Consider the following 17,875-nt stretch of genomic DNA (forward strand, 5'->3'; position numbering starts at 1 on the left):
CGCGCCAGGGTGCTATCAACCCCAGAAAAAAACTATTGGAGAACTCTGATTCGTAGCCCGACTTCTTAGTCACGCTTTTTCAGTCCCACTTTTTCTGTCCTGCTTTTTCAGTCCCGCCCATCACCCCAAAAACAAAAAAAGGCGACGCCAAATGGCGTCGCCCCTACCAACCTGTTGCGCACTCAAGCGCGTTCTGCCGCGCCAGGAGGCGCGGGTGGCGCCGATGCGGGCTCGCGGTCGCGGCCCACCATGCGTTTCAATCCCAGCCATTGCTGCGACCAGAAGCTGCGGCCGTAATCGCGCCCGCCCAATTCCGCCTGCTGGTCGTGGATGCCCGTGGGGCCGTAGCCCACGCCGAAGCGGGCGGTACGGAACAGCACGTCCCAGATGGGGAACAGCGCGGCGAAGTTGTAGCCGCCCACCGGACCCGGCGACGAGGCGTCGTAGGCGATGGAATGGTGATGGCGGTGAAAGCGCGGGCTGACCAGCAAACGTTCGCCAATCGCGCCGAAGTGCATGCGCAGGTTGGCGTGCGAAAAGCTTTGCGCCAGCTGAGTAATGGCCACCACCATCACGAACTGCGCGGGCGGCACGCCCACCAGTTGCGACACGAACACGACCAGCACGTCGCGCAGCATGTCGTCCAGCAAGTGGTTGCGGTCGTCGCTCCAGATCGTCATCTGGCGTTGGCTGTGGTGCACGGCGTGCAACGCCCAGAGCCAGCCGAAACGATGCTGCGCGCGATGGTAGAAATAATCGACCGCGTCAAACAGCAGCAGGTAGATGATCAGGCTGACCCAGGCCTTGTCGGTAACGCCGGGCCAGTACTGGTCCAGCTGAAACGGCGCAAAGCCCCAGATGTGCAACTGGCCGAACACGCTGTCCCAGAAGGGATCGATCGTGAAGAACAGCGCCAGCCGGAACACGCCCAGGCGATGGATCAGCGTGTAGAGCACGTCGATGCCGATCTGGCGGCGGTCGGTGACGGCTTCAACGGGCCGCAGGCGTTGCAGCGGGCCGAACACCAGCACCAGGACGGCGATCTGCACCAGGCCGACCAGCAGCCACATGGTGGCGTCGTAGCCGTCTTCGATGAAGTTGCTCAGCCCCAAATGGAACAGAGCGGGCTGGATCAGCGTCTCGAAGAGCCATTGCTGGCAAGCCCCGAAGAATTGACTAAGCGTATCCATAATCAATGATGCGTAGCGATCCAATCGCGATAAGCGGGATGCGTGTTCAAGGTAGCGAAACAATAGCCCTTCTGCTGCAAGCCCACAATCAAGGGCTCCAGCACGGCGGGCGCCCAGGGGTCCTGGCGCGACCAGATGCCCAGATGCGCCAACAGGATGTCGCCGGGCTTGATGGTGCGCAGCGCCTGGTCCAGCAGCTTGGCATTGGGGAATTTGTCGCTGGGCAACTCATCGCCCAGGAAGCCGGCAGGCGCCCAGCCCACGTGTTCGTAACCGCAGGCCTTGGCCGCCTTCAGCAAGGCGGGCGAGGTCTTGCCGCCCGGCGCACGGTAGATCGGCAGCATGTTCTGGCCCGTCATCTGATGGAAACGGGTGGCGGAACGCTTGATCTCGGCGCAGTACTGCTCGGCCGTCCACTGCGCCGTCTTGCCCGTGTCGGGGCCGGCGCTGGGCTTCACGCGGAACTTGCCGCCGGGCAGGTCGCCCTGCCAGTAGACGTGGTCATAGGTGTGCGAGCCAAAGGCGTGGCCTTCGGCCGCGCGCGCCTTCCACCACGGCGCCCACACGTCGTCCAGGCTCGAGCCCTCGGTCTTCGTGCGTTCGTTGGCCAGGAAGAACGTGACCTTCACGTGATGGCGGTTGAGCACGTCGGCGATCAACGGCGCAACACCCATGTGGCCGGTGTCGAACGTCAGGTAGACGGGTTTGTCGCAGGTGGCCTGCACCGGGGCGGCGTTTGCCATCGGGACGGCAATAGCGAGACAGATGGCCAGAACGCTTTTCGCCGCCGGGCCGCCCCAAGGCGAAAAAGCCCCCTTGGGGGGCAGCATGCTCGCGACAGCGGGCGCGGCGTGGGGGCCTTTAACGCGTTGGCGCATGGTTCAGCGTCCAGACGCCGTGAGGCGACTTGCCCACCGTCACCTGGTTCACGACCTTCTTCTGCTCCAGGTCCACCACCGTCAGCTTGCGCGCCCAGCGCGACGTGACCAGCAGCGTCTTGCCGTCGGCCAGCACATCCATGCAGTCCGGGCCGCCCGGCACGGGGAACGTATCGGCAACCGTCAGCGTCTGCATGTCGATGCGGCTGATGGAGTTGGCGGTGCGGTTGCTGACGAACAGGTGGCGCTTGTCGCCCTGCGCGCGGAACGCGTGTGCGCCGGCCGCAGTCGGGATGCGTTTGACCAGCTTGGCCGGGCCGTTGCTGACGTCATAGGCTTCGACGAAGGAGTCGCCCGTCAGCGCCACCAGCAGGGTCTTCTGGTCGGGCGTCAGGAACACGTCGGCCGGCGTCTTGCCCACCGACACCGTCCACTTGGGCGTCTGCGTGGCCAGATCGATGGCGATCAGCTGGTCGCTGTCTTGCAGCGTCACGTAGGCCGTGGTGCTTTTCTTGTCGATCATGATGTGGCTGGGCGTCTTGCCCGCCGGTACGCGCTTGACGAGTTTCAGCTCGGCGCCCTTTTGCTGCGGCTGCCAGGCGTAGATGTCGATGTGATCCAGGCGGTTGGCCGCCGTGACGAACCACTTCATGTCCGGCGAGAACTGCAACTGGTAGGGGTCGACGATGCCGGTCAGCGTGCGCTGCACTTCACCCGTCTTGGGGTCCATCATCGTGATGGTGTTGCCGGTAGCGTTGGCCACCATCAGCGACTTCTCATCAGGCGTCAGGTACAGGTGATGCGGCTCTTTGCCGGTGGGCACGCGCCGCACTTCCTTGTAGGTGACCGGGTCGATGATGCTGACGTTGGCGTCCAGGGAATTCAGGACGAAAATCGGGGCCGATGCCGCCGCTGCGCTAAGCGCCATCCCCACGCCTGCCAGGGCGTAGCGGACAAAATGCATGAGATTCAATTTCAAGGTCCGGCAAGTAAGGATCGGGCACCGATCCCAATGGTCGCCATTTTAGGCACAGCGGCCTTTCAAAAGGGCAACAAGCAGGGGTTTGGCGACAAACGAATGCGCCTGTTGCCGTCCAGCAACAACCCCTGCCCGAAGCGTCCCCCGAATCGCCAAAAAATCATTTGGTTCCAACGGGTTGCGCGTCAGCGTCGACCCACGCGCCAGCGGTGATATCGCGTTCGCGCAAGGCCGCTGCACGGGATGCGGATGACGGCCCCAGGTCCGATTCCAGCACCCCGCCTTGCGGGCCGATGACAAAGGTGCCGATGCCGGTGCGTCCGTACTGCGCGGGCCACGCGACGATGCGGTAAGCCGTGTCCTGGCTGCCCGGCAACACCTTGAAGCGATAACCGGAATAGGCATCCGCCACCGGCGTTTCCGGCCCCATGACGAGCGCGTCCGGCCCAAACGCCTGCTCGGGCGCGCCGGGCACTTCGGGCCAGTACAGGCCGTCCATGCTGCCGGGCCGGCTGACGAGGCGGCTCGCATAACGGCCCTGGCCCACGCCCTGCATGTACCGGGTCTGCGCCGCCTGCAATTGCTTCAAGGCTTCGATGGCGCTCAATTCATTGCGGCCAATCGTGCGGCGCTGGATTTCCGCTTTGCCCGCTGCCGGGTCGAAACGCCAACCCTTGCCCGACTGCACGATCGGCACGGGCATCGTCCAGCCGGAATCTCCCACCGCCAGCCAGGAACGGCCGCCGTCGGCGATGATCTCGTGCGTCTTTGCCCAGGCCGACAGGAATCGGTAGATGTCGTCCTGCGCCACGCCGCCCGGCACGATCTGGTTATGGTTTGGCCCCAGCACCTTGGCCATGGCGGCGGAATCGCTGGTGGCCAGCGCGTCGGCGAAGGCGTCGGCCGCGGCCTGCGACGTCGGATACACGCTTTGCGCCGCCGCCGGCGCGGCCAAGCCCAGCGCCAACAATGTTGCGGCGCTTAGCGTACGGGCAAGAACCCAGGCATTCGTCATGAAAGCTCCCTTGTCCATGGTGCTTACCTCCGGCCGCCGAAATGACCGCCGCCGCCGCCACCCGCACGTCCGCCGCCGCCGCTAGCCCGATGTCCGCCACCGCCGCCGCCCCGATTCATCTCGCTGCGTTGGCTCTGCTGGCGCATCCGGTCGCCGTTGCCGGCGTCGTGCAGCGCGCTGCTGCTGTTGGAGGCGCGGGCACGATCGCGGGCGGCGGATTCGTCCGCGCGCTGGCGTTGGGCCGCTGCCTGGTGGTCCTGCGTGGAAACGCTGGAAGAACGTGGTGTGTGGTTGGCGCCGCTTTGCGCCCGGTCGCGGGAGCCTTGCCCGGCGCCTGCGTTGGCGCCTTGTCCACGGCTCGCCGCGGCGTCACCGCCCCGGGCTGCCGCACCCTCACCACCCCGGCCCGCCGCAGCCTGGCCGCCTCGACCTGCGGCGCCCTCGCCGCCTCGCCCGGCTGCGCCCTCGCCGCCCCGGCCCGCTGCGCCTTGGCCGCGTGCCCCGCCCCGTTCTTCATGACCGGCTATCGATTGCCCCGTGCGCCCCTCGAAAGACTGCGCGGCGCGGTCACGTGCGGCTTCCCGGGAATTCGCAGCGGGCGCGGCGCCGGCAGCGCGGCCGCCCTGGCTCTGCCCAAGCCCCTGCCCTTGCCTCTGACCCTGCGCTGCCTGACGGTTCTGCAAACCCGCCTGGCGTTGGCTGTCGAAACGCTGGCGGTTGCCCGCATCCGCATAGGGCGTGTTGCCGCGGTTGGCCGGGTTGTGCTGCCACGACACGTTGTTGTTTCTGGCGTTGTCGATCCGGTTATTGACGTTGATGTTGTTGTAGCGGTTCACGTCGATATCAACGTCGTTGTGTCCCCAGTTGAATCCGCCCCACATCGAATTCACGGCCGCCACCCCCAGGCCAAACCCGATGCCGGATACAAGCGCGGTCGCAAATACCGAGCCCGGAGGCGGGGGATAGTAATAAGGCGGATACGACGGATAGGACCACGCCCCGTACACCACCGTCGGGTTGTAGCTGGGCACATAGACCACTTGCGGGTCGGTCGGCTCAATCACCACCACCGTCTTGTTGGTGTCGGTGGTCGTGGACTTCACCGTCTGCTGCGGCGTGCTCTTCAGGTTGCCGGCCTTTTGCGCTTGCGTGCGCAGCCGCTGAACCGAATCCATCACCCCGTCCGGCTGCGCCAGGAAGGCGTCGCCCACGGATTTCACCCAGTCGGGCTGACGCCCCATCATGTCCATGACGGAAGGAAACGCCACCAGGGATTTGACGCTGGGGTCCCAGCTTTCGCCTTCAACCGCCTTGACCGCCGCATCGCCCGACTCGGACGTATGCGCCGCCGACCATTTGGCCGCAGCGGCAATGTCGTCGGGGTACGTGGCCCCCATCAGGATTTGTGACAGCAGCGAATCAGGGTACAGCGCCACGGGCGCCATCAGCTGATCCAACTGCCCATTGTCCAGCTTGGTCTGCGCCACGGCGGGCAGGCAGACTGCAAGCCCCAGGCACACCCAGCCGATGAACCACCTTTGCAGTCGACGCATGAACCGTTCTCCGTGTAGCAACGCATGAAGCTGAACACCAGGAAGAAACCGCCGGATAACGCGCTGACAATATATGCCTAACGCCGGCGCAGGGGAAGCGCCGGCGCCAATCTCGCTTTCTTACAGTTTGGCGACGGACACCTCGGTGGCTTTGACGAAGGCCAGCACCTCGGTGCCGACTTGCAGGTCCAGTTCCTTCACGGAACGCGTGGTGATCACGGACGTGACGATACCTGCCGGCGTGTCCACGTCTACCTCGGACACCACCGGTCCCAGGATGATTTCCTTGATCTTGCCGCGGAACTGGTTACGGGCGTTGATGGATTGAATGCTCATGGCTTGCTCCTGATGAAAGGGTCGGCGCCATCGGGGCGCCACGTAAAAGGGAAATGACTGACGGCGCTACACCGCCAGCCGCAAATGCCGAATCTGAATCACGGGCGCAAGCGGCCGGTCGGTCAACGGCGGCTCTGCTTCTTTCAAGATGGCGCGCAACACCCGCGCGGCCAGCGCGGCAAAAGCGGCGGAACCGCGTGCGCGCGGGCGCGTCAATGCCACGCGCTCGTCAAAAATCACCGCACCCTCGTCGATCACCACAATGCGATCGGCCAGCGCCACGGCTTCGTGCACGTCACGCGTGGCCAGCACGGACGTAAAACCGCCGCGCTGCCACGCCTGTTCGATCAGCGCTTGCGCGTCGATGCGCGACAGCGCATCCAGCCCGCTTAACGGGTCATCCAGCAACAACAGGCCGGGTTGGCGCAATAGCGCTCGCGCCAACGCCACGCGCTGGCGCTGCGCAGCATTCAACTGCGCCGGCCAGTCGCTGGCGTGTTCCGCCAAGCCCACTTGCCGCAGCGCATCAAGCGCCCGGCCCCGCGCATCGCCCGGCACACCCAGCGCCACGTTCTGCCACACGCGCTTCCACGGCAGCAGCCGGTCTTCGGGAAACACCAGCCGCACCCGTTCGTCGGACGCCCATTGCGGAAAGTTGTCGAACAGCACGGGCGAACGCGTGGGCGGCCCCCCCTGCGCGCCGCTTGGCCGGTCAAGACCCGCCAGAATGCGCAGCAACCTGCTCTTTCCCGCGCCGCCACGTCCCACGACGGCCACGAACTCGCCCGCGGCAATATCCAGATCCAGCCCCTTGAGCACCACGCGCGCGCCATCCCGCTTGGCCAGCTTGCGCAGGCTGATGCGCAGCGGCCGGCCGGGTTCCTCCACGGGCGCGTCCGCGTCATCGCGCCGCGCCCGGTCAGGCACCTCCAGATGCTGCAACAGCTCGAACTCCTGCGGCGGGATGAACATCAGCGTGCCGGCCGCCACCCTAGCGGGCCGCCTCCAGCTTTTGCTGATAATCGGTCTTCACGAAGCCCGCAAATGACTTATCGGTCACCGCCAGGAATTCGCGCGACGCGTAAGCCGCCGCGATGTCTTTCACATACGGCCTGCCGATATCCGCGGTGCGCACGGCGACCAGGTTCTGGTAGGTGGGCGTGGTCTTCTCCAGCGCCAGCGCCGAGGTCAGCTTCAGGCCCGAGGCCAGCGCAAAGTTGCCGTTCACAAACGAGTAATCGGTGTCGTCCAGCGAACGCGGCAACTGCGCCGCTTCAAGCGGAATCAGCTTGATCTTCTTCACGTTCACGGCCACGTCCTTTTCTGACGCCTGCAAGGGGTCGTAGCCATCGCGCAGCTTCACCCAGCCCAGCTCCTGCAACACCACCAGCGCACGCGCCTGATTGGTCGGGTCGTTCGGCAAGGCCACGGTGACGCCGTCAGGCGCCGCGTCCACGCTCTTGTATTTCTTGCTGTAGATGGCGATGGGCGCAGTGGGTACCTTCACCAGCTCGGACAGCGCCAGCTTGTTCTTGGCCGCGAAGTTCTTCAGATACACCTCGTGCTGAAACGCGTTGGCGTCCAACGCGCCCTGCGCCAGCGCGAAGTTGGGCTGGATGTAGTCGTTGAATTCCACGATCTTGACCGTGTAGCCCTGCTTTTCCAGGATGGGCTTGATGCCAAGTTTGATCTGGTCGCTGTACGGCCCCGCCGTGGCGCCGAACACGATTTCTTTCTTCGCGGGGTCGGCGGCATGCGCCGCACCGAGGGTCAGCGCGGCCAGCGCCGCGAACAGGGCAAGTCGAGGGAATGACATGTGAGTCCTCAAGCGTTCAACGCTTGTCGATATGGCGCGCGACGGTATTGCCCGCTACCTGAATGATTTGCACCAGCACGACAAGCAGCGCCACGGTCAGCACCATCACGTCGGTCTGGAAGCGGTAGTAGCCGTAGCGAATGGCCAGGTCGCCGATGCCGCCGCCGCCCACCACGCCGGCCACCGCCGAATAGGAAAGAAAGCTCACGGCCAGCACCGTCAAGGCAAGCACCAGGCCAGAGCGCGCCTCAACGAGCAGCACGCGCCGCACAATCTGAAGCTCCGACGCGCCGGCCGCATGGGCGGCCTCGATCACGCCGCGCGGCACTTCCCGCAGGCATTGCTCGACCAGGCGGGCAAAGTAAGGAATGGCCGCGAAAGACAGCGGCACCGCCGCCGCAACGGGACCGATCGACGTGCCCGCAATCGCACGCGTAAACGGCACCAGCGCCACCAGCAAAATGATGAACGGAAACGAACGCACCGTATTCACCGTCCAGCTCAGCAGCCGATGCGACACCGGACGGTCCAGCGACTGCCCGGGCCCTGTCAGGAACACCAGCACGCCCAGCGGCCCGCCAAACAGAATGGACGCAGCCAACGCGATGGCCAGCATCAGAAAGGTCTGGCCAACCGCCACGCCCAGTTCGGGCAGCAACTGCACAAAGGTATCCAGCATCACGCAACCTCTTCATACGGGTGGGTGGCCTCGCGGATGAGCTCGCGGCCCAGCGCGGACGACAGGTGCACGTTGGCGCCCGAGATTTCTGCCTGCTCCAGCACGCGGCCGTCTTCCATCACCGCCACGTGGCGGCACAGCGCGCGCACGACGGCGAGTTCGTGTGTGACGATCACAATCGTCACGCCCAGCCGCTTGTTGATGTCGCGCAGTACGGCGAGCACGGAACGCGTGGTCTCGGGGTCCAGCGCGGAAGTGGGCTCGTCGCACAGCAGCACCGCGGGCTCGCTGGCCAAGGCGCGTGCGATCGCCACGCGCTGCTTCTGGCCGCCCGACAATTGCGCGGGGTAGCTGGCGATCTTGTCGGTCAGGCCCACGATGTCCAGGCAGTCGCGCACGCGCGCCGCAATCTGTTCGCGGCTGCGTCCGCCATGCACGCGCAGCGCAAAGGCCACGTTCTCGAACACGGTCTCGTTTTGCAGCAGATTGAATTGCTGAAAGATCATGCCGATGTTCTGCCGGGCGCCACGCAGCGCGCGCTTGGGCAGCGCCGTCAATTCCGTGCCGGCCACATGCACCGCGCCTTCGTCTGGCCGTTCCAGCAGGTTGATCAGGCGCAGCAGCGTGGACTTGCCCGCGCCGCTTTTGCCGATGATGCCGAAGGTGTCGCCCGCGCGAATCGACAAGGACACATCGCGCACGGCATCGAAGCGGCCCGAGCGCGTGGCGTAGGCCTTGCTGACGGCATCCAGCCGGATCACGGTCTGCGGCGCGCTGGGAAGAGAAGAAATCTGGGTCATCGGGAAGGCATCATGAGTAAGCGGTGGGTTCAGGAATCTGGTCCAGCAGCGCGTAGCGGCCCAGATCGCGGACCTTGTAGGCCACCGGGTCGTGCAACGTGTGCACGCGCGCATTGCGCCAGAAGCGGTCGTAGCCGAAACGCGCGGCGGTGGAACTGGCGCCGGTGACGTCGAACAATTCCGACCCCACTTCCAGCGCGGCGCGATGCGCCAGCACCTTGGCTTGTGCGCCCGCCACCGCCACCCGGCCGCGCTCGTCCGCCGTCACGGACGGGCCGCGTTCCAAGGCGGCATCCAGCGCCAGACCCGCCTGGTCCGTCAGGGCCTCTGCGGCTTGCAGGCGCAACCAGAATTCGCCGAAGCGCTCCTGCACATACGGGTCGTCGGCATGGCGCTGCACGCCTGCGGCAAACCACGCGCGCGCATCCTCGCGCACATAGCGGCGCGCTTCCTGGAACGCGCCGCGCGCCAGCCCCAGGTACAGATTCGTCATGATCAGCTGCGCCACCTGCGACCGCAGCGTGGCGCGCGGCGTTGCCGTCACGCCCGGCGCTTGCAGCACCTGAATGGCTTCCAGGCGAACGTGGTCGAAACGCACCGTGCCGCTATCGGTCTGGCGTTGTCCGAAGGCATCCCAATCCGGGTTCACGGTAATGCCCTCAGCCCGCGTCGGCACCGCCGCGATCAACGCGGTATCCGACGCCTTGTGCCAGGCAGAAAACGTCAGCACATCCGAACCCACCGAGCCCGAGCTGAAACTCTTCACCCCGTCGATGCGGTAGCCGTCCAGTTCGGCGCGCGCAACCACACGGCGGTCCAGCGGGTTCAGCGCATTGCCCCAGAACAGATTGCGTTCGACGGTGGGTTTCAAGAAATATGCGTGCTGTGCGGGCGTGCCATAGAGCAGTACGCCGGCGACTTGCAAATGGTGAAAACCAAAGACGTGCGCCAAGGCGCTGTCGGCTTCGGCCAAGCGGCGCACCGCCGCCAACACCGTGGACCAGCTTGCGCCCGCGCCGCCAAATTCCGTTGGCACTGACAAGCGCAGCAAGCCGCTCGCGCGGATCAGTTCACGTTCGTGCGCGGCGTGTCCGCCCTGCCGGTCGCGCTCGACAGCGGTCGCGGCCAACTGCGACGCCAGTGTTTCCAGCGCCTGCGCCGGGTCTGCGGAGAACGCCGGAGTGACATCATCGGCTTCAGCGGCCTGCGCCACGGATGTTGTTCGTATGGCTTGAATCTTGGCCATGGTTGAAATCCTAATAAGCGCCAGCGGCGGGCCGCGCGCGGCTCCAGCGCGACGCATGACGCGACCAGGCAGACAGCAAGCGATCGGCCGCCTGGGCCAGCACGGCGTAAATCAAAAAGGTCAGCACGATGCGGTCAACGGCCGTGCTGCCATCGGGATGGGCCGCCAGGGTGCGAATGGCTTCGACGCCAAGCAGCAAGCCCCACAGCAGCAGCAGCGCCCCGCGCAGCCCGGACAGTACCGACGGCAAGGCGCCCGGCAAGATCACGTCGCGCAACAGCGGCCAACGGGCAAGACCTGCCGTGCGGCCCAGCTCGATCAGCGTTGCGTCCACCCCGCGCACCCCTTGAAACGCGGCGGCGTACACCGGGAAGAACACGCCCACGGCCAACAGGCCCAGCGTTGCGCCTTCTTTTGTTTCCCCTATTGCGCCCGCGCTCAGCAGCAGCAAGGGAATGCTCGCCAACACCGCCACGCCGCGCAACACGCGCACTCCTGCGTCCAACACGTTGCCGGCCGTGCGCGACAACCCGTTCAGCGCACCCAATGCCACCCCCACGGCGCCGCCCAACAGCAGCGCCACCGACACACGCCACACGCTGACGCGCAGCAGCGCCCATGCGTCGCCCGACCCCCAAGCCTCTGCCGCAGCGGAGACCAACGAAGACGGCGTGGACAGCATCGGCAACCAGTGCGCAGACATCAGCTTGCCGATTCCTTTGGCACCAGTTCGGTCGCCATGACTTCGCCAAATGGTCCTGTCAGCACCGTGTTGCCCGCGTGGCGCTGGCCCTTGCCAGGCAGCAGCGGAAACACCAGCTCAGCAAAGCGATACGACTCTTCCAGATGCGGATAGCCCGAGAAGATGAAGGTGTCGATGCCCAGATCGGCGTATTCCTGGATGCGGGCGGCGACGGTCTTGGGATCACCCACCAGCGCCGTGCCAGCCCCGCCACGCACCAGCCCCACACCCGCCCACAGGTTTGGAGCGATTTCCAGATGCGAACGGCCGCCCTGCCCGTCGCTAAGCTTTCCGCCATGCAAAGCGGCCATGCGGCGCTGGCCTTCGGAATCCATCTTGGCAAACGCTGCTTGCGCCGCGCTCACCGCGTCTTCGCTCAAGTGGCTGATGAGCTCGTCGGCGGCCGCCCATGCCGCTTCTTCCGTTTCGCGCACGATGACGTGCAAGCGGATACCAAAGCGCAAGGTGCGCCCATGCTCCGCCGCCCGTGCACGGATGTCCGCGATTTTCTTGGCCACGGCCTCGGGCGGCTCGCCCCAGGTCAGATAAACGTCCAACTGCTCGGCGGCCAGCGCATGTGCGGCCTCGGACGAGCCACCGAAGTACAAAGGCGGATACGGCTTTTGCACGGGCGGATAAATCACCTTGCCGCCCTTGGACACCAGCTGTTCGCCTTCGAAGCTGTAGCCTTCGGCCTGATGGCTGTTTTCCAGAATGCCGCGCCAGATGTGCAGATAGTCAGCCGTGATGGCGTAGCGCTCGTCATGGCTGACAAAGACACCGTCGCCTTCCAGCTCACCCGGGTCGCCGCCCGTCACCACGTTGACCAGCAAACGCCCTTCGGACAGACGGTCAAACGTGGCGGCCATGCGCGCCGACACCTGCGGGGAGCTGACGCCGGGGCGTATCGCCACCAGAAACTTCAACCGGCGCGTGGCGCCGATGAGGCTGGACGCCACGACCCACGCATCTTCGCAAGACCGGCCGGTGGGCAGCAGCACGCCGTCATAGCCCAGCGTGTCGGCCGCTACCGCGACCTGACGAAAGTAGTCATAGCTTGCCGCGCGCGCGCCCTGGCTGGTGCCAAGGTAGCGCGAGTCGCCATGCGTGGGAATGAACCAGAAAACATCCATGTGCAGCTCCGGGTCAGACGCTGAACCCGCCCGCAAGCGCGAGGCGGCCCAGGTCATAGGCTTCGTTGACAACGATGGTGCGCGCCAGCACCTGCTCGCTCAAACGGTCAACGGCGTCGTCCAGGCGCGCGCGCACGTCATCGTCGATATGAATGGCGCCGTCATCATCGACGCGCACCTGCTTGTCGGTGGCGTACACGCCTGCCAGGATGTGGCGGGCGCCCAGCGCCGACAACACCGGCTTCAGCCCGTATTCCAGCGCCAGCAAATGCGCAGGGCTTCCGCCCGTGGCAATCGGCAGCACCACCTTGCCGGCCAGCGCCTTCTCATCCAACAGATCCAGCACGGCCTTCAGCCCGCCGGCGAACGAAGCCTTGTAGACCGGCGTCGAAATCAGCACCGCATCCGCGGCGCCAACCCGCGCCCGCAACGCGCCGGCGGCCGCGCCCGAGTAATGGCCTTCAATCAGTTCTTCGGCCGGAATATCGCGCAAGCCCAGTTCACTGACACCCAGCCCCAACGCGCGCAACCGTTGCGCGGCATGGCGAAGCAAAGCAGAAGACCGGGAACGCTGAGACGGGCTGCCCGTCAAGGTAAGGATGCTCATGGGGGTTCGCAAAGGTCGCGTCAGAACGCAGGAATGAGGGAACCCTTGAATTCCTTCTCGATGTAGGCGCGCACTTCGGGCGACTGGTAGGCAGACACCAGTTTCTTCACCCAAGGCTCGTCGCGGTCTTTGGTGCGGACAGCGATCAAGTTCGCATAGGGGCCGTCAGCCGCCTCACGGCCAATAGCGTCACGGGCAGGCACCAGGCCAGCTTGTTCGGCGTAGTCGTTGTTGATGGAGGCCGCCGTCAAGTCATCCAGCGAACGCGGCAATTGCGCGGCATCCAGCGCCACCAGCTTGATCTTGCGCGGGTTGGATACGACGTCAAGCGGCGTGGCTGTGTTCTTCTGTTCGGCTTCGGGCTTCAGCGTGATGAGCTTGTAGGCAGCCAGCAAGCGAAGCGCGCGGTTGCCATTGGACGGGTCGTTCTGAATGCCAACAGACGCGCCTTCAGGCAGGTCGTTGAGTGATTTGATTTTGCGGGAGTAGAAGCCCAGCGGCGCCGTGATCGTCAGGCCAACCGGAACAATATCGAAGCCGCGGGCTTTGATCTGATTGTCGAGAAACGGCTTGTGTTGAAAGGCGTTTGCATCGAGGTCACCGGCGTTGAGGGCCGCGTTCGGAAGCTGATAGTCGTTGAACTTGACGAGCTTGATGGTGAGGCCGTCACGGGCGGCGACTTTCTGAACAACATCGAATATCTTTTCCGCCGTGCCGACAGAGATGCCAACGGTGATGGTGGATTTATCGGCGGCGTTTGCGGGGGTGATGAACGGAATCGCGAGGAGTGAGGCGGCTAACAGGTAACGAAGCGAGGGCATGATTTTTGGCTCGGAGCGAGAGATGATTTGAGGATTCTGGCACCGGGATGAGATGGCGAAAAATACTTAGTCGGTATGAGGTTATGTGTGCGCGCACCCGCCACAACTCAATACACCCGCACTCCCCGCTTACCCACATGTTCCAACGGCAGCTCCCCCCTACCCGCCCCAAACAGCTTCTCCCGTAATCCCCCTTCCGAGTAAGCCGTCTTATAAGCCCCCCGTTCCTGCAACTCCGGAATCACCAGATCCACAAAGTCCTCATAGCACTCCGGCGTCACCGTCCTGGCCACATTGAACCCATCAATATCCGTCTCAGCCACCCAAGACTCCAACTCGTCCGCCACTTGCGACGCGCTACCCACCAGCGCCGGATATCTCCCCCCCAACGCCATATCGGCAAGCAGATCCGTCACCGTCCGATCCGTTCTCGACACCGTCAGATTCTTCACCGCCGACTCAATCGCGTTGTTCTTCACATACCGGATTGGCTCGTCCGCCGCATAACGTGAAAAGTCGATGCCCGTAGAACTTGCGTAATGCGCCAGCCCCGCCTCCGGATTCGCATACCGCAAATACTCCGAATGCTTCTCCCGAGCCTCGGCTTCCGTCTTGCCCACCACCGCCGTCACCCCCATGAAGAACTTGATATCACGCGGATCACGCCCCTCGCGCGCCACCGACTCGCGCACGCTTGCCACCAGCTTACGCAAGCCTTCCTTCGTCTGGCTCGACACAAATACGCACTCCGCATGACGTGCCGCAAACGCTTGGCCCCGGCCCGACGAGCCTGCCTGATACAGCACCGGCGTGCGCTGCCGCGACGGTTCCGACAGGTGATAGCCCTGCACCTTGTAGTACTTGCCCTCGTGATCAATTCGCCGCACCGCATCCGGGCTCGCATACACACGCGCACGCTTGTCTGCCTTCACCGCATCGCGGTCCCAGCTTTCTTCCCACAGTTTGTAGGCCACCTCCAGAAACTCATCCGCGCGGTCATAGCGTTCATCGTGCGCAATCTGTTCCGACAAGCCCATCGCACGCGCGGCGCTTTCCAGATAGCCCGTCACGATGTTCCAGCCGATGCGGCCGTTGCTCAGGTGGTCCAGCGTGGAAAAGCGACGCGCCAGCAGATACGGCGCTTCGTAAGTCAGGTTCACCGTCACACCAAAGCCCAGGTGCTGCGTCACCGCCGCCATCGCCGACACCGTCAGCAGCGGGTCATTCACCGGCAGCTGAATCGATTCCCGCAACGTCAGGTCCGCCGAGTCCTGGTACACGTCATACACGCCCACGATGTCAGCCAGAAACAAGCCGTCGAACAGGCCTCGTTCCAGCAACTTCGCAAGGTGCGTCCAGTATTCCAGCGTCTTGTATTGCGTGGACGTGTCTCGCGGATGCGTCCACAAACCGTGATTGATGTGGCCGACGCAATTCATGTTGAACGCGTTGAGCAGGATTTTCTTTTTCGCCATGAAAGTTGGCTCCGTCAGGATCAGGTGGTGCCCACGCGGCCGTGCGCAATGTCGTTCAGGTAGTAATTGCCCACCGCGTGCCGCTTCCAGCGCACCGGATCGTGCAGCGTGTGCGTGCGGGCATTGCGCCAGTGGCGGTCAAGATTCAGGTGGTCCAGCGTGGATTGCGTGCCCGCCAGCTCGAATAGCTTGGTGCCTGCGGCCAGCGAGGCTTCGGTCGTCAACACACGGGCCTCCGCCACCGCGATGGCGGCGGCGGCCACGTTGGCGGCGGTGCCGTCGGCCGTAGCCACATCCAGAATGCGGCCGGCGCGGGCGACCAGCGCGCGCGCCGCTTCCAGCCGGATGGACAGGCGGCCGAACTCGCTGATCGTCAGCGGATCATCGGCGGCACGTTCAACGTTGGCGTCGATCCACGGACGCGACCGCTCGCGCACAAAGCTCAGCGCGTCTTGCAACGCGGCCTGGCCGATGCCCAAATCGATAGCGGCGTGGATGATCTGCGCCAGCGGCTTGATCGTGTTCGGGGGGGCCACCGGATCGGCCAGCAGCAACACGTCTTCGGCAGGCACCGCCACGTCGGTGAAATGCACGGTGCCGCTGCCCGTGACGCGCTGGCCAAAGCCTGACCAGTCGTCGATGACTTCCACACCGGGGCTGTCGCGGCGCACGATGGCCAGACGCTGAATGCCGTCGCCATCCACAGTGGCCGTCGGTATCCACTGCGCGTACAGCGCGCCCGTGCAATAGAACTTGCTGCCGTTGATGCGCCATCCGCCCGCGCCATCCGGGTCCAGCCGGGTGCGGCGCTCGGCTGCCGTGCGCGTGCCGGTTTCGGCCAATGCGTTGCCGAAGCGCTCACCCGCCAGCGCGCGTGCGTAGAAGCGGCGCTGCTGGTCGGCGCTGCCGTTCACGCGCAACGCTTCCAGCGCGTAGTAGTGATTCTGCGGAATCTGGCCCAACGAGCCATCGGCGGCCGAGATGATGGCGGTGATTTCGGCCAGCGTCACGCGCGACACGCCCGCGCCGCCATGCTCGCGCGGCACGGTGATGCCCCACAGGCCCGACAAGGAATAGCGCTCCAGCTCCGCCAGCGGCAGACGCCGTTCGCGGTCGCGTTGGGAGGCTTCGCGTGCGAAGTCTTCGGCCAGCGCCCGCGCTACCGACAACGCTTGCGCACCCGACTCGATGACAGCGGCGCGGCGCGGCGCCAACGTGGATATTTTCTCGTGCGTCATAGCGTCAGATCCAGGAATGGCGGTTGGGGCGCTGGCCGTTAAGCACGTAGTGGCCCACCGCGTGATACTTCCAACGCACGGGGTCGTGCAGCGTGTGCGTGCGCGCGTTGCGCCAATGACGGTCCAGATTGAACTCGGCCAGCGACGCCCGCGCACCGCTCAGTTCGAACAGCTTTTCACTTGCCGCCAGCGCAATCTCGGTAGACAACGCCTTGGCGCGCGCCACGGAGATCGACGCGGCGGCAACGTCGTCTCCGTTCAGCGCGCGCCCACGGGCATCGTCCAGGTGCTGCGCAGCTTCCGTCAGCAAGGCCTGGGCCGCATGCAGTTCGATGTAAAGCTGCCCCACGTCCGCAATCACATACGGGTCTTGCGTGGCGCGTTCAACGTTGGCCTCTACCCACGGACGCGAGCGCTCGCGCAGAAACGCCACCGCGTCTTGCAACGCCCCTTCGGCGATGCCGACGTCGATGGCAGCCTGCATTAGTTGCGCGAATGGCCCGATCAACACGGAGGCCTGCTGAGCTTGCCAGGCAGGCAAGATGGCATGAGGTTCGACACGCACGTTATCCAGCAGCACCGTGCCGCTGGCCGTGGTGCGTTGGCCGAAGCTGGACCAATCGTCCACGACGGACAGCCCCGGCGCACCGCGCTCCAGAATCACGGTCACCAGCCGGCCTTCGGTGTCCAACACCTTGGCGGGTATCCAGTGCGCGAATAACGCGCCCGTTGAATAGAACTTGCGTCCACTGACGCGGTAGCCGTCACCATCGGGCGTGAGCCGCGCTTCGATATCGCTAGTGTGTTTCGTATGCCGCTCGGGGCCCGCATTACCCAGCCGGTAGCCGTCCAGCACGCCGTCGTAGTAGCGGCGCTGCTGCGCGGGCGTGCCGGTCAGGCGAAGCAAATTGAGGAAGCCAAAATGGTTTTGCGGAATCTGGCCCAACGACGGGTCAGCGGCGCTGATGATGCGAAACACATCGGCCAGCGTCACATGCGACACCTCTGCGCCGCCATATTCGCGCGGCACGGTGATGCCGCCCAATCCGCTTGCCGTATAGCGTTCGATCTCTCGCCAAGGCAGCCCGCGTTCGCGGTCGCGTTCTGCCGCACCCAACGCGAAGTCGGCGGCCAGCTCGTGCGCGGAGGCAATGGCCTGGGCATCGTCATGAATGCGGGCCGGGCGTATCCGCCGCGGCGCCTGATCCGGTTCGTGGTGGGGTGAAAGGCTTGAAGCCGTATTGCTGGACCCGTGCGGCATGGTGCGCCCCGGCGTTGAGGAAACATGCAGCCTATCGGCGCGCCATCACACGCGGAAGGACGGATTTCTCATGCGGTTATTTGAAATCGGTATATGCGCGCGGCGC

General features: G+C 64.9%; 18 protein-coding genes. All 18 read right to left on the minus strand.

All coding sequences use genetic code 11. The features are described 5' to 3' along the window. Positions 1-182: 182 nt before the first annotated feature. The gene (locus tag HV765_RS18725) at positions 183-1,190 is read right to left on the minus strand and encodes a sterol desaturase family protein (protein WP_054421178.1); all 1,008 of its coding nucleotides are present in this window, start codon (positions 1,188-1,190) and stop codon (positions 183-185) included. Positions 1,191-1,192: 2 nt separating this feature from the next. Next, positions 1,193-1,933 carry a polysaccharide deacetylase family protein gene (locus HV765_RS18730; protein ID WP_175170589.1) on the minus strand — a complete coding sequence of 247 codons (741 nt, stop codon included), beginning with the start codon at positions 1,931-1,933 and terminating at the stop codon, positions 1,193-1,195. 118 nt (positions 1,934-2,051) lie between these two features. Beyond that, positions 2,052-3,032 (minus strand): YVTN family beta-propeller repeat protein, encoded by a 981-nt coding sequence (locus HV765_RS18735; RefSeq protein WP_054421177.1) that lies wholly within the window; start codon positions 3,030-3,032, stop codon positions 2,052-2,054. 175 nt (positions 3,033-3,207) lie between these two features. Next, the gene (locus HV765_RS18740) at positions 3,208-4,080 is read right to left on the minus strand and encodes a DUF2950 family protein (RefSeq protein WP_175170590.1); all 873 of its coding nucleotides are present in this window, start codon (positions 4,078-4,080) and stop codon (positions 3,208-3,210) included. A gap of 5 nt (positions 4,081-4,085) precedes the next feature. Continuing rightward, positions 4,086-5,615, minus strand: coding sequence for a DUF3300 domain-containing protein (locus tag HV765_RS18745; protein WP_175170591.1), 1,530 nt, complete (start codon positions 5,613-5,615; stop codon positions 4,086-4,088). 120 nt (positions 5,616-5,735) lie between these two features. Continuing rightward, positions 5,736-5,951, minus strand: coding sequence for a TOBE domain-containing protein (locus tag HV765_RS18750; protein WP_006227327.1), 216 nt, complete (start codon positions 5,949-5,951; stop codon positions 5,736-5,738). A 66-nt stretch (positions 5,952-6,017) separates the two neighbouring features. After that, entirely contained in the window at positions 6,018-6,923 is a 906-nt protein-coding gene (locus tag HV765_RS18755; RefSeq protein ID WP_175170592.1) for an ATP-binding cassette domain-containing protein, read from the minus strand. A gap of 19 nt (positions 6,924-6,942) precedes the next feature. Then, entirely contained in the window at positions 6,943-7,767 is an 825-nt protein-coding gene (locus tag HV765_RS18760) for a MetQ/NlpA family ABC transporter substrate-binding protein (protein ID WP_054421175.1), read from the minus strand. 16 nt (positions 7,768-7,783) lie between these two features. Then, positions 7,784-8,446, minus strand: a complete 663-nt coding sequence (locus tag HV765_RS18765) for a methionine ABC transporter permease (protein ID WP_175170593.1) — start codon at positions 8,444-8,446, stop codon at positions 7,784-7,786. Then, positions 8,446-9,246: a methionine ABC transporter ATP-binding protein gene (locus HV765_RS18770; protein WP_175170594.1), complete on the minus strand. Its 801-nt coding sequence runs from the start codon at positions 9,244-9,246 to the stop codon at positions 8,446-8,448. The genes HV765_RS18765 and HV765_RS18770 overlap by 1 nt, the downstream gene beginning before the upstream one ends. Before the next feature lie 10 nt (positions 9,247-9,256). Then, complete coding sequence (locus tag HV765_RS18775; protein WP_175170595.1) at positions 9,257-10,492, minus strand: acyl-CoA dehydrogenase family protein; 1,236 nt, start codon at positions 10,490-10,492, stop codon at positions 9,257-9,259. A gap of 10 nt (positions 10,493-10,502) precedes the next feature. Beyond that, the gene (locus HV765_RS18780) at positions 10,503-11,195 is read right to left on the minus strand and encodes an ABC transporter permease subunit (protein ID WP_175170596.1); all 693 of its coding nucleotides are present in this window, start codon (positions 11,193-11,195) and stop codon (positions 10,503-10,505) included. Beyond that, complete coding sequence (gene ssuD, locus HV765_RS18785; protein ID WP_054421170.1) at positions 11,195-12,367, minus strand: FMNH2-dependent alkanesulfonate monooxygenase; 1,173 nt, start codon at positions 12,365-12,367, stop codon at positions 11,195-11,197. The genes HV765_RS18780 and ssuD overlap by 1 nt, the downstream gene beginning before the upstream one ends. A 13-nt stretch (positions 12,368-12,380) precedes the next feature. After that, a complete protein-coding gene (gene ssuE, locus HV765_RS18790; protein WP_175170597.1) occupies positions 12,381-12,974 on the minus strand; it encodes an NADPH-dependent FMN reductase in 594 nt (197 codons plus the stop codon). Positions 12,975-12,994: 20 nt separating this feature from the next. Next, complete coding sequence (locus HV765_RS18795; protein ID WP_054421168.1) at positions 12,995-13,795, minus strand: MetQ/NlpA family ABC transporter substrate-binding protein; 801 nt, start codon at positions 13,793-13,795, stop codon at positions 12,995-12,997. A gap of 107 nt (positions 13,796-13,902) precedes the next feature. Beyond that, complete coding sequence (locus tag HV765_RS18800; protein ID WP_054421167.1) at positions 13,903-15,270, minus strand: LLM class flavin-dependent oxidoreductase; 1,368 nt, start codon at positions 15,268-15,270, stop codon at positions 13,903-13,905. 20 nt (positions 15,271-15,290) lie between these two features. After that, positions 15,291-16,508 carry an SfnB family sulfur acquisition oxidoreductase gene (locus tag HV765_RS18805; protein WP_054421166.1) on the minus strand — a complete coding sequence of 406 codons (1,218 nt, stop codon included), beginning with the start codon at positions 16,506-16,508 and terminating at the stop codon, positions 15,291-15,293. A 4-nt stretch (positions 16,509-16,512) separates the two neighbouring features. After that, the gene (locus HV765_RS18810) at positions 16,513-17,769 is read right to left on the minus strand and encodes an SfnB family sulfur acquisition oxidoreductase (protein WP_175170598.1); all 1,257 of its coding nucleotides are present in this window, start codon (positions 17,767-17,769) and stop codon (positions 16,513-16,515) included. Positions 17,770-17,875 lie beyond the last annotated feature (106 nt).

It is taken from the genome of Achromobacter kerstersii (genome assembly GCF_902859595.1).
In the GTDB taxonomy this organism is placed as follows: domain Bacteria; phylum Pseudomonadota; class Gammaproteobacteria; order Burkholderiales; family Burkholderiaceae_B; genus Achromobacter; species Achromobacter kerstersii.

Excerpts from the sequence above, each read along its gene's own strand:
- HV765_RS18795 (WP_054421168.1), bottom strand. The coding sequence starts at position 13,795 with ATGCCCTCGCTTCGTTACCTGTTAGCCGCCTCACTCCTCGCGATTCCG.
- HV765_RS18805 (WP_054421166.1), bottom strand. The coding sequence starts at position 16,508 with ATGACGCACGAGAAAATATCCACGTTGGCGCCGCGCCGCGCCGCTGTC.
- HV765_RS18780 (WP_175170596.1), bottom strand. The coding sequence starts at position 11,195 with ATGTCTGCGCACTGGTTGCCGATGCTGTCCACGCCGTCTTCGTTGGTC.
- ssuD (WP_054421170.1), bottom strand. The coding sequence starts at position 12,367 with ATGGATGTTTTCTGGTTCATTCCCACGCATGGCGACTCGCGCTACCTT.
- HV765_RS18725 (WP_054421178.1), bottom strand. The coding sequence starts at position 1,190 with ATGGATACGCTTAGTCAATTCTTCGGGGCTTGCCAGCAATGGCTCTTC.
- HV765_RS18765 (WP_175170593.1), bottom strand. The coding sequence starts at position 8,446 with ATGCTGGATACCTTTGTGCAGTTGCTGCCCGAACTGGGCGTGGCGGTT.
- HV765_RS18810 (WP_175170598.1), bottom strand. The coding sequence starts at position 17,769 with ATGCCGCACGGGTCCAGCAATACGGCTTCAAGCCTTTCACCCCACCAC.
- HV765_RS18730 (WP_175170589.1), bottom strand. The coding sequence starts at position 1,933 with ATGGCAAACGCCGCCCCGGTGCAGGCCACCTGCGACAAACCCGTCTAC.
- HV765_RS18760 (WP_054421175.1), bottom strand. The coding sequence starts at position 7,767 with ATGTCATTCCCTCGACTTGCCCTGTTCGCGGCGCTGGCCGCGCTGACC.
- ssuE (WP_175170597.1), bottom strand. The coding sequence starts at position 12,974 with ATGAGCATCCTTACCTTGACGGGCAGCCCGTCTCAGCGTTCCCGGTCT.
- HV765_RS18750 (WP_006227327.1), bottom strand. The coding sequence starts at position 5,951 with ATGAGCATTCAATCCATCAACGCCCGTAACCAGTTCCGCGGCAAGATC.
- HV765_RS18775 (WP_175170595.1), bottom strand. The coding sequence starts at position 10,492 with ATGGCCAAGATTCAAGCCATACGAACAACATCCGTGGCGCAGGCCGCT.
- HV765_RS18740 (WP_175170590.1), bottom strand. The coding sequence starts at position 4,080 with ATGGACAAGGGAGCTTTCATGACGAATGCCTGGGTTCTTGCCCGTACG.
- HV765_RS18755 (WP_175170592.1), bottom strand. The coding sequence starts at position 6,923 with ATGTTCATCCCGCCGCAGGAGTTCGAGCTGTTGCAGCATCTGGAGGTG.
- HV765_RS18745 (WP_175170591.1), bottom strand. The coding sequence starts at position 5,615 with ATGCGTCGACTGCAAAGGTGGTTCATCGGCTGGGTGTGCCTGGGGCTT.
- HV765_RS18770 (WP_175170594.1), bottom strand. The coding sequence starts at position 9,246 with ATGACCCAGATTTCTTCTCTTCCCAGCGCGCCGCAGACCGTGATCCGG.
- HV765_RS18800 (WP_054421167.1), bottom strand. The coding sequence starts at position 15,270 with ATGGCGAAAAAGAAAATCCTGCTCAACGCGTTCAACATGAATTGCGTC.
- HV765_RS18735 (WP_054421177.1), bottom strand. The coding sequence starts at position 3,032 with ATGCATTTTGTCCGCTACGCCCTGGCAGGCGTGGGGATGGCGCTTAGC.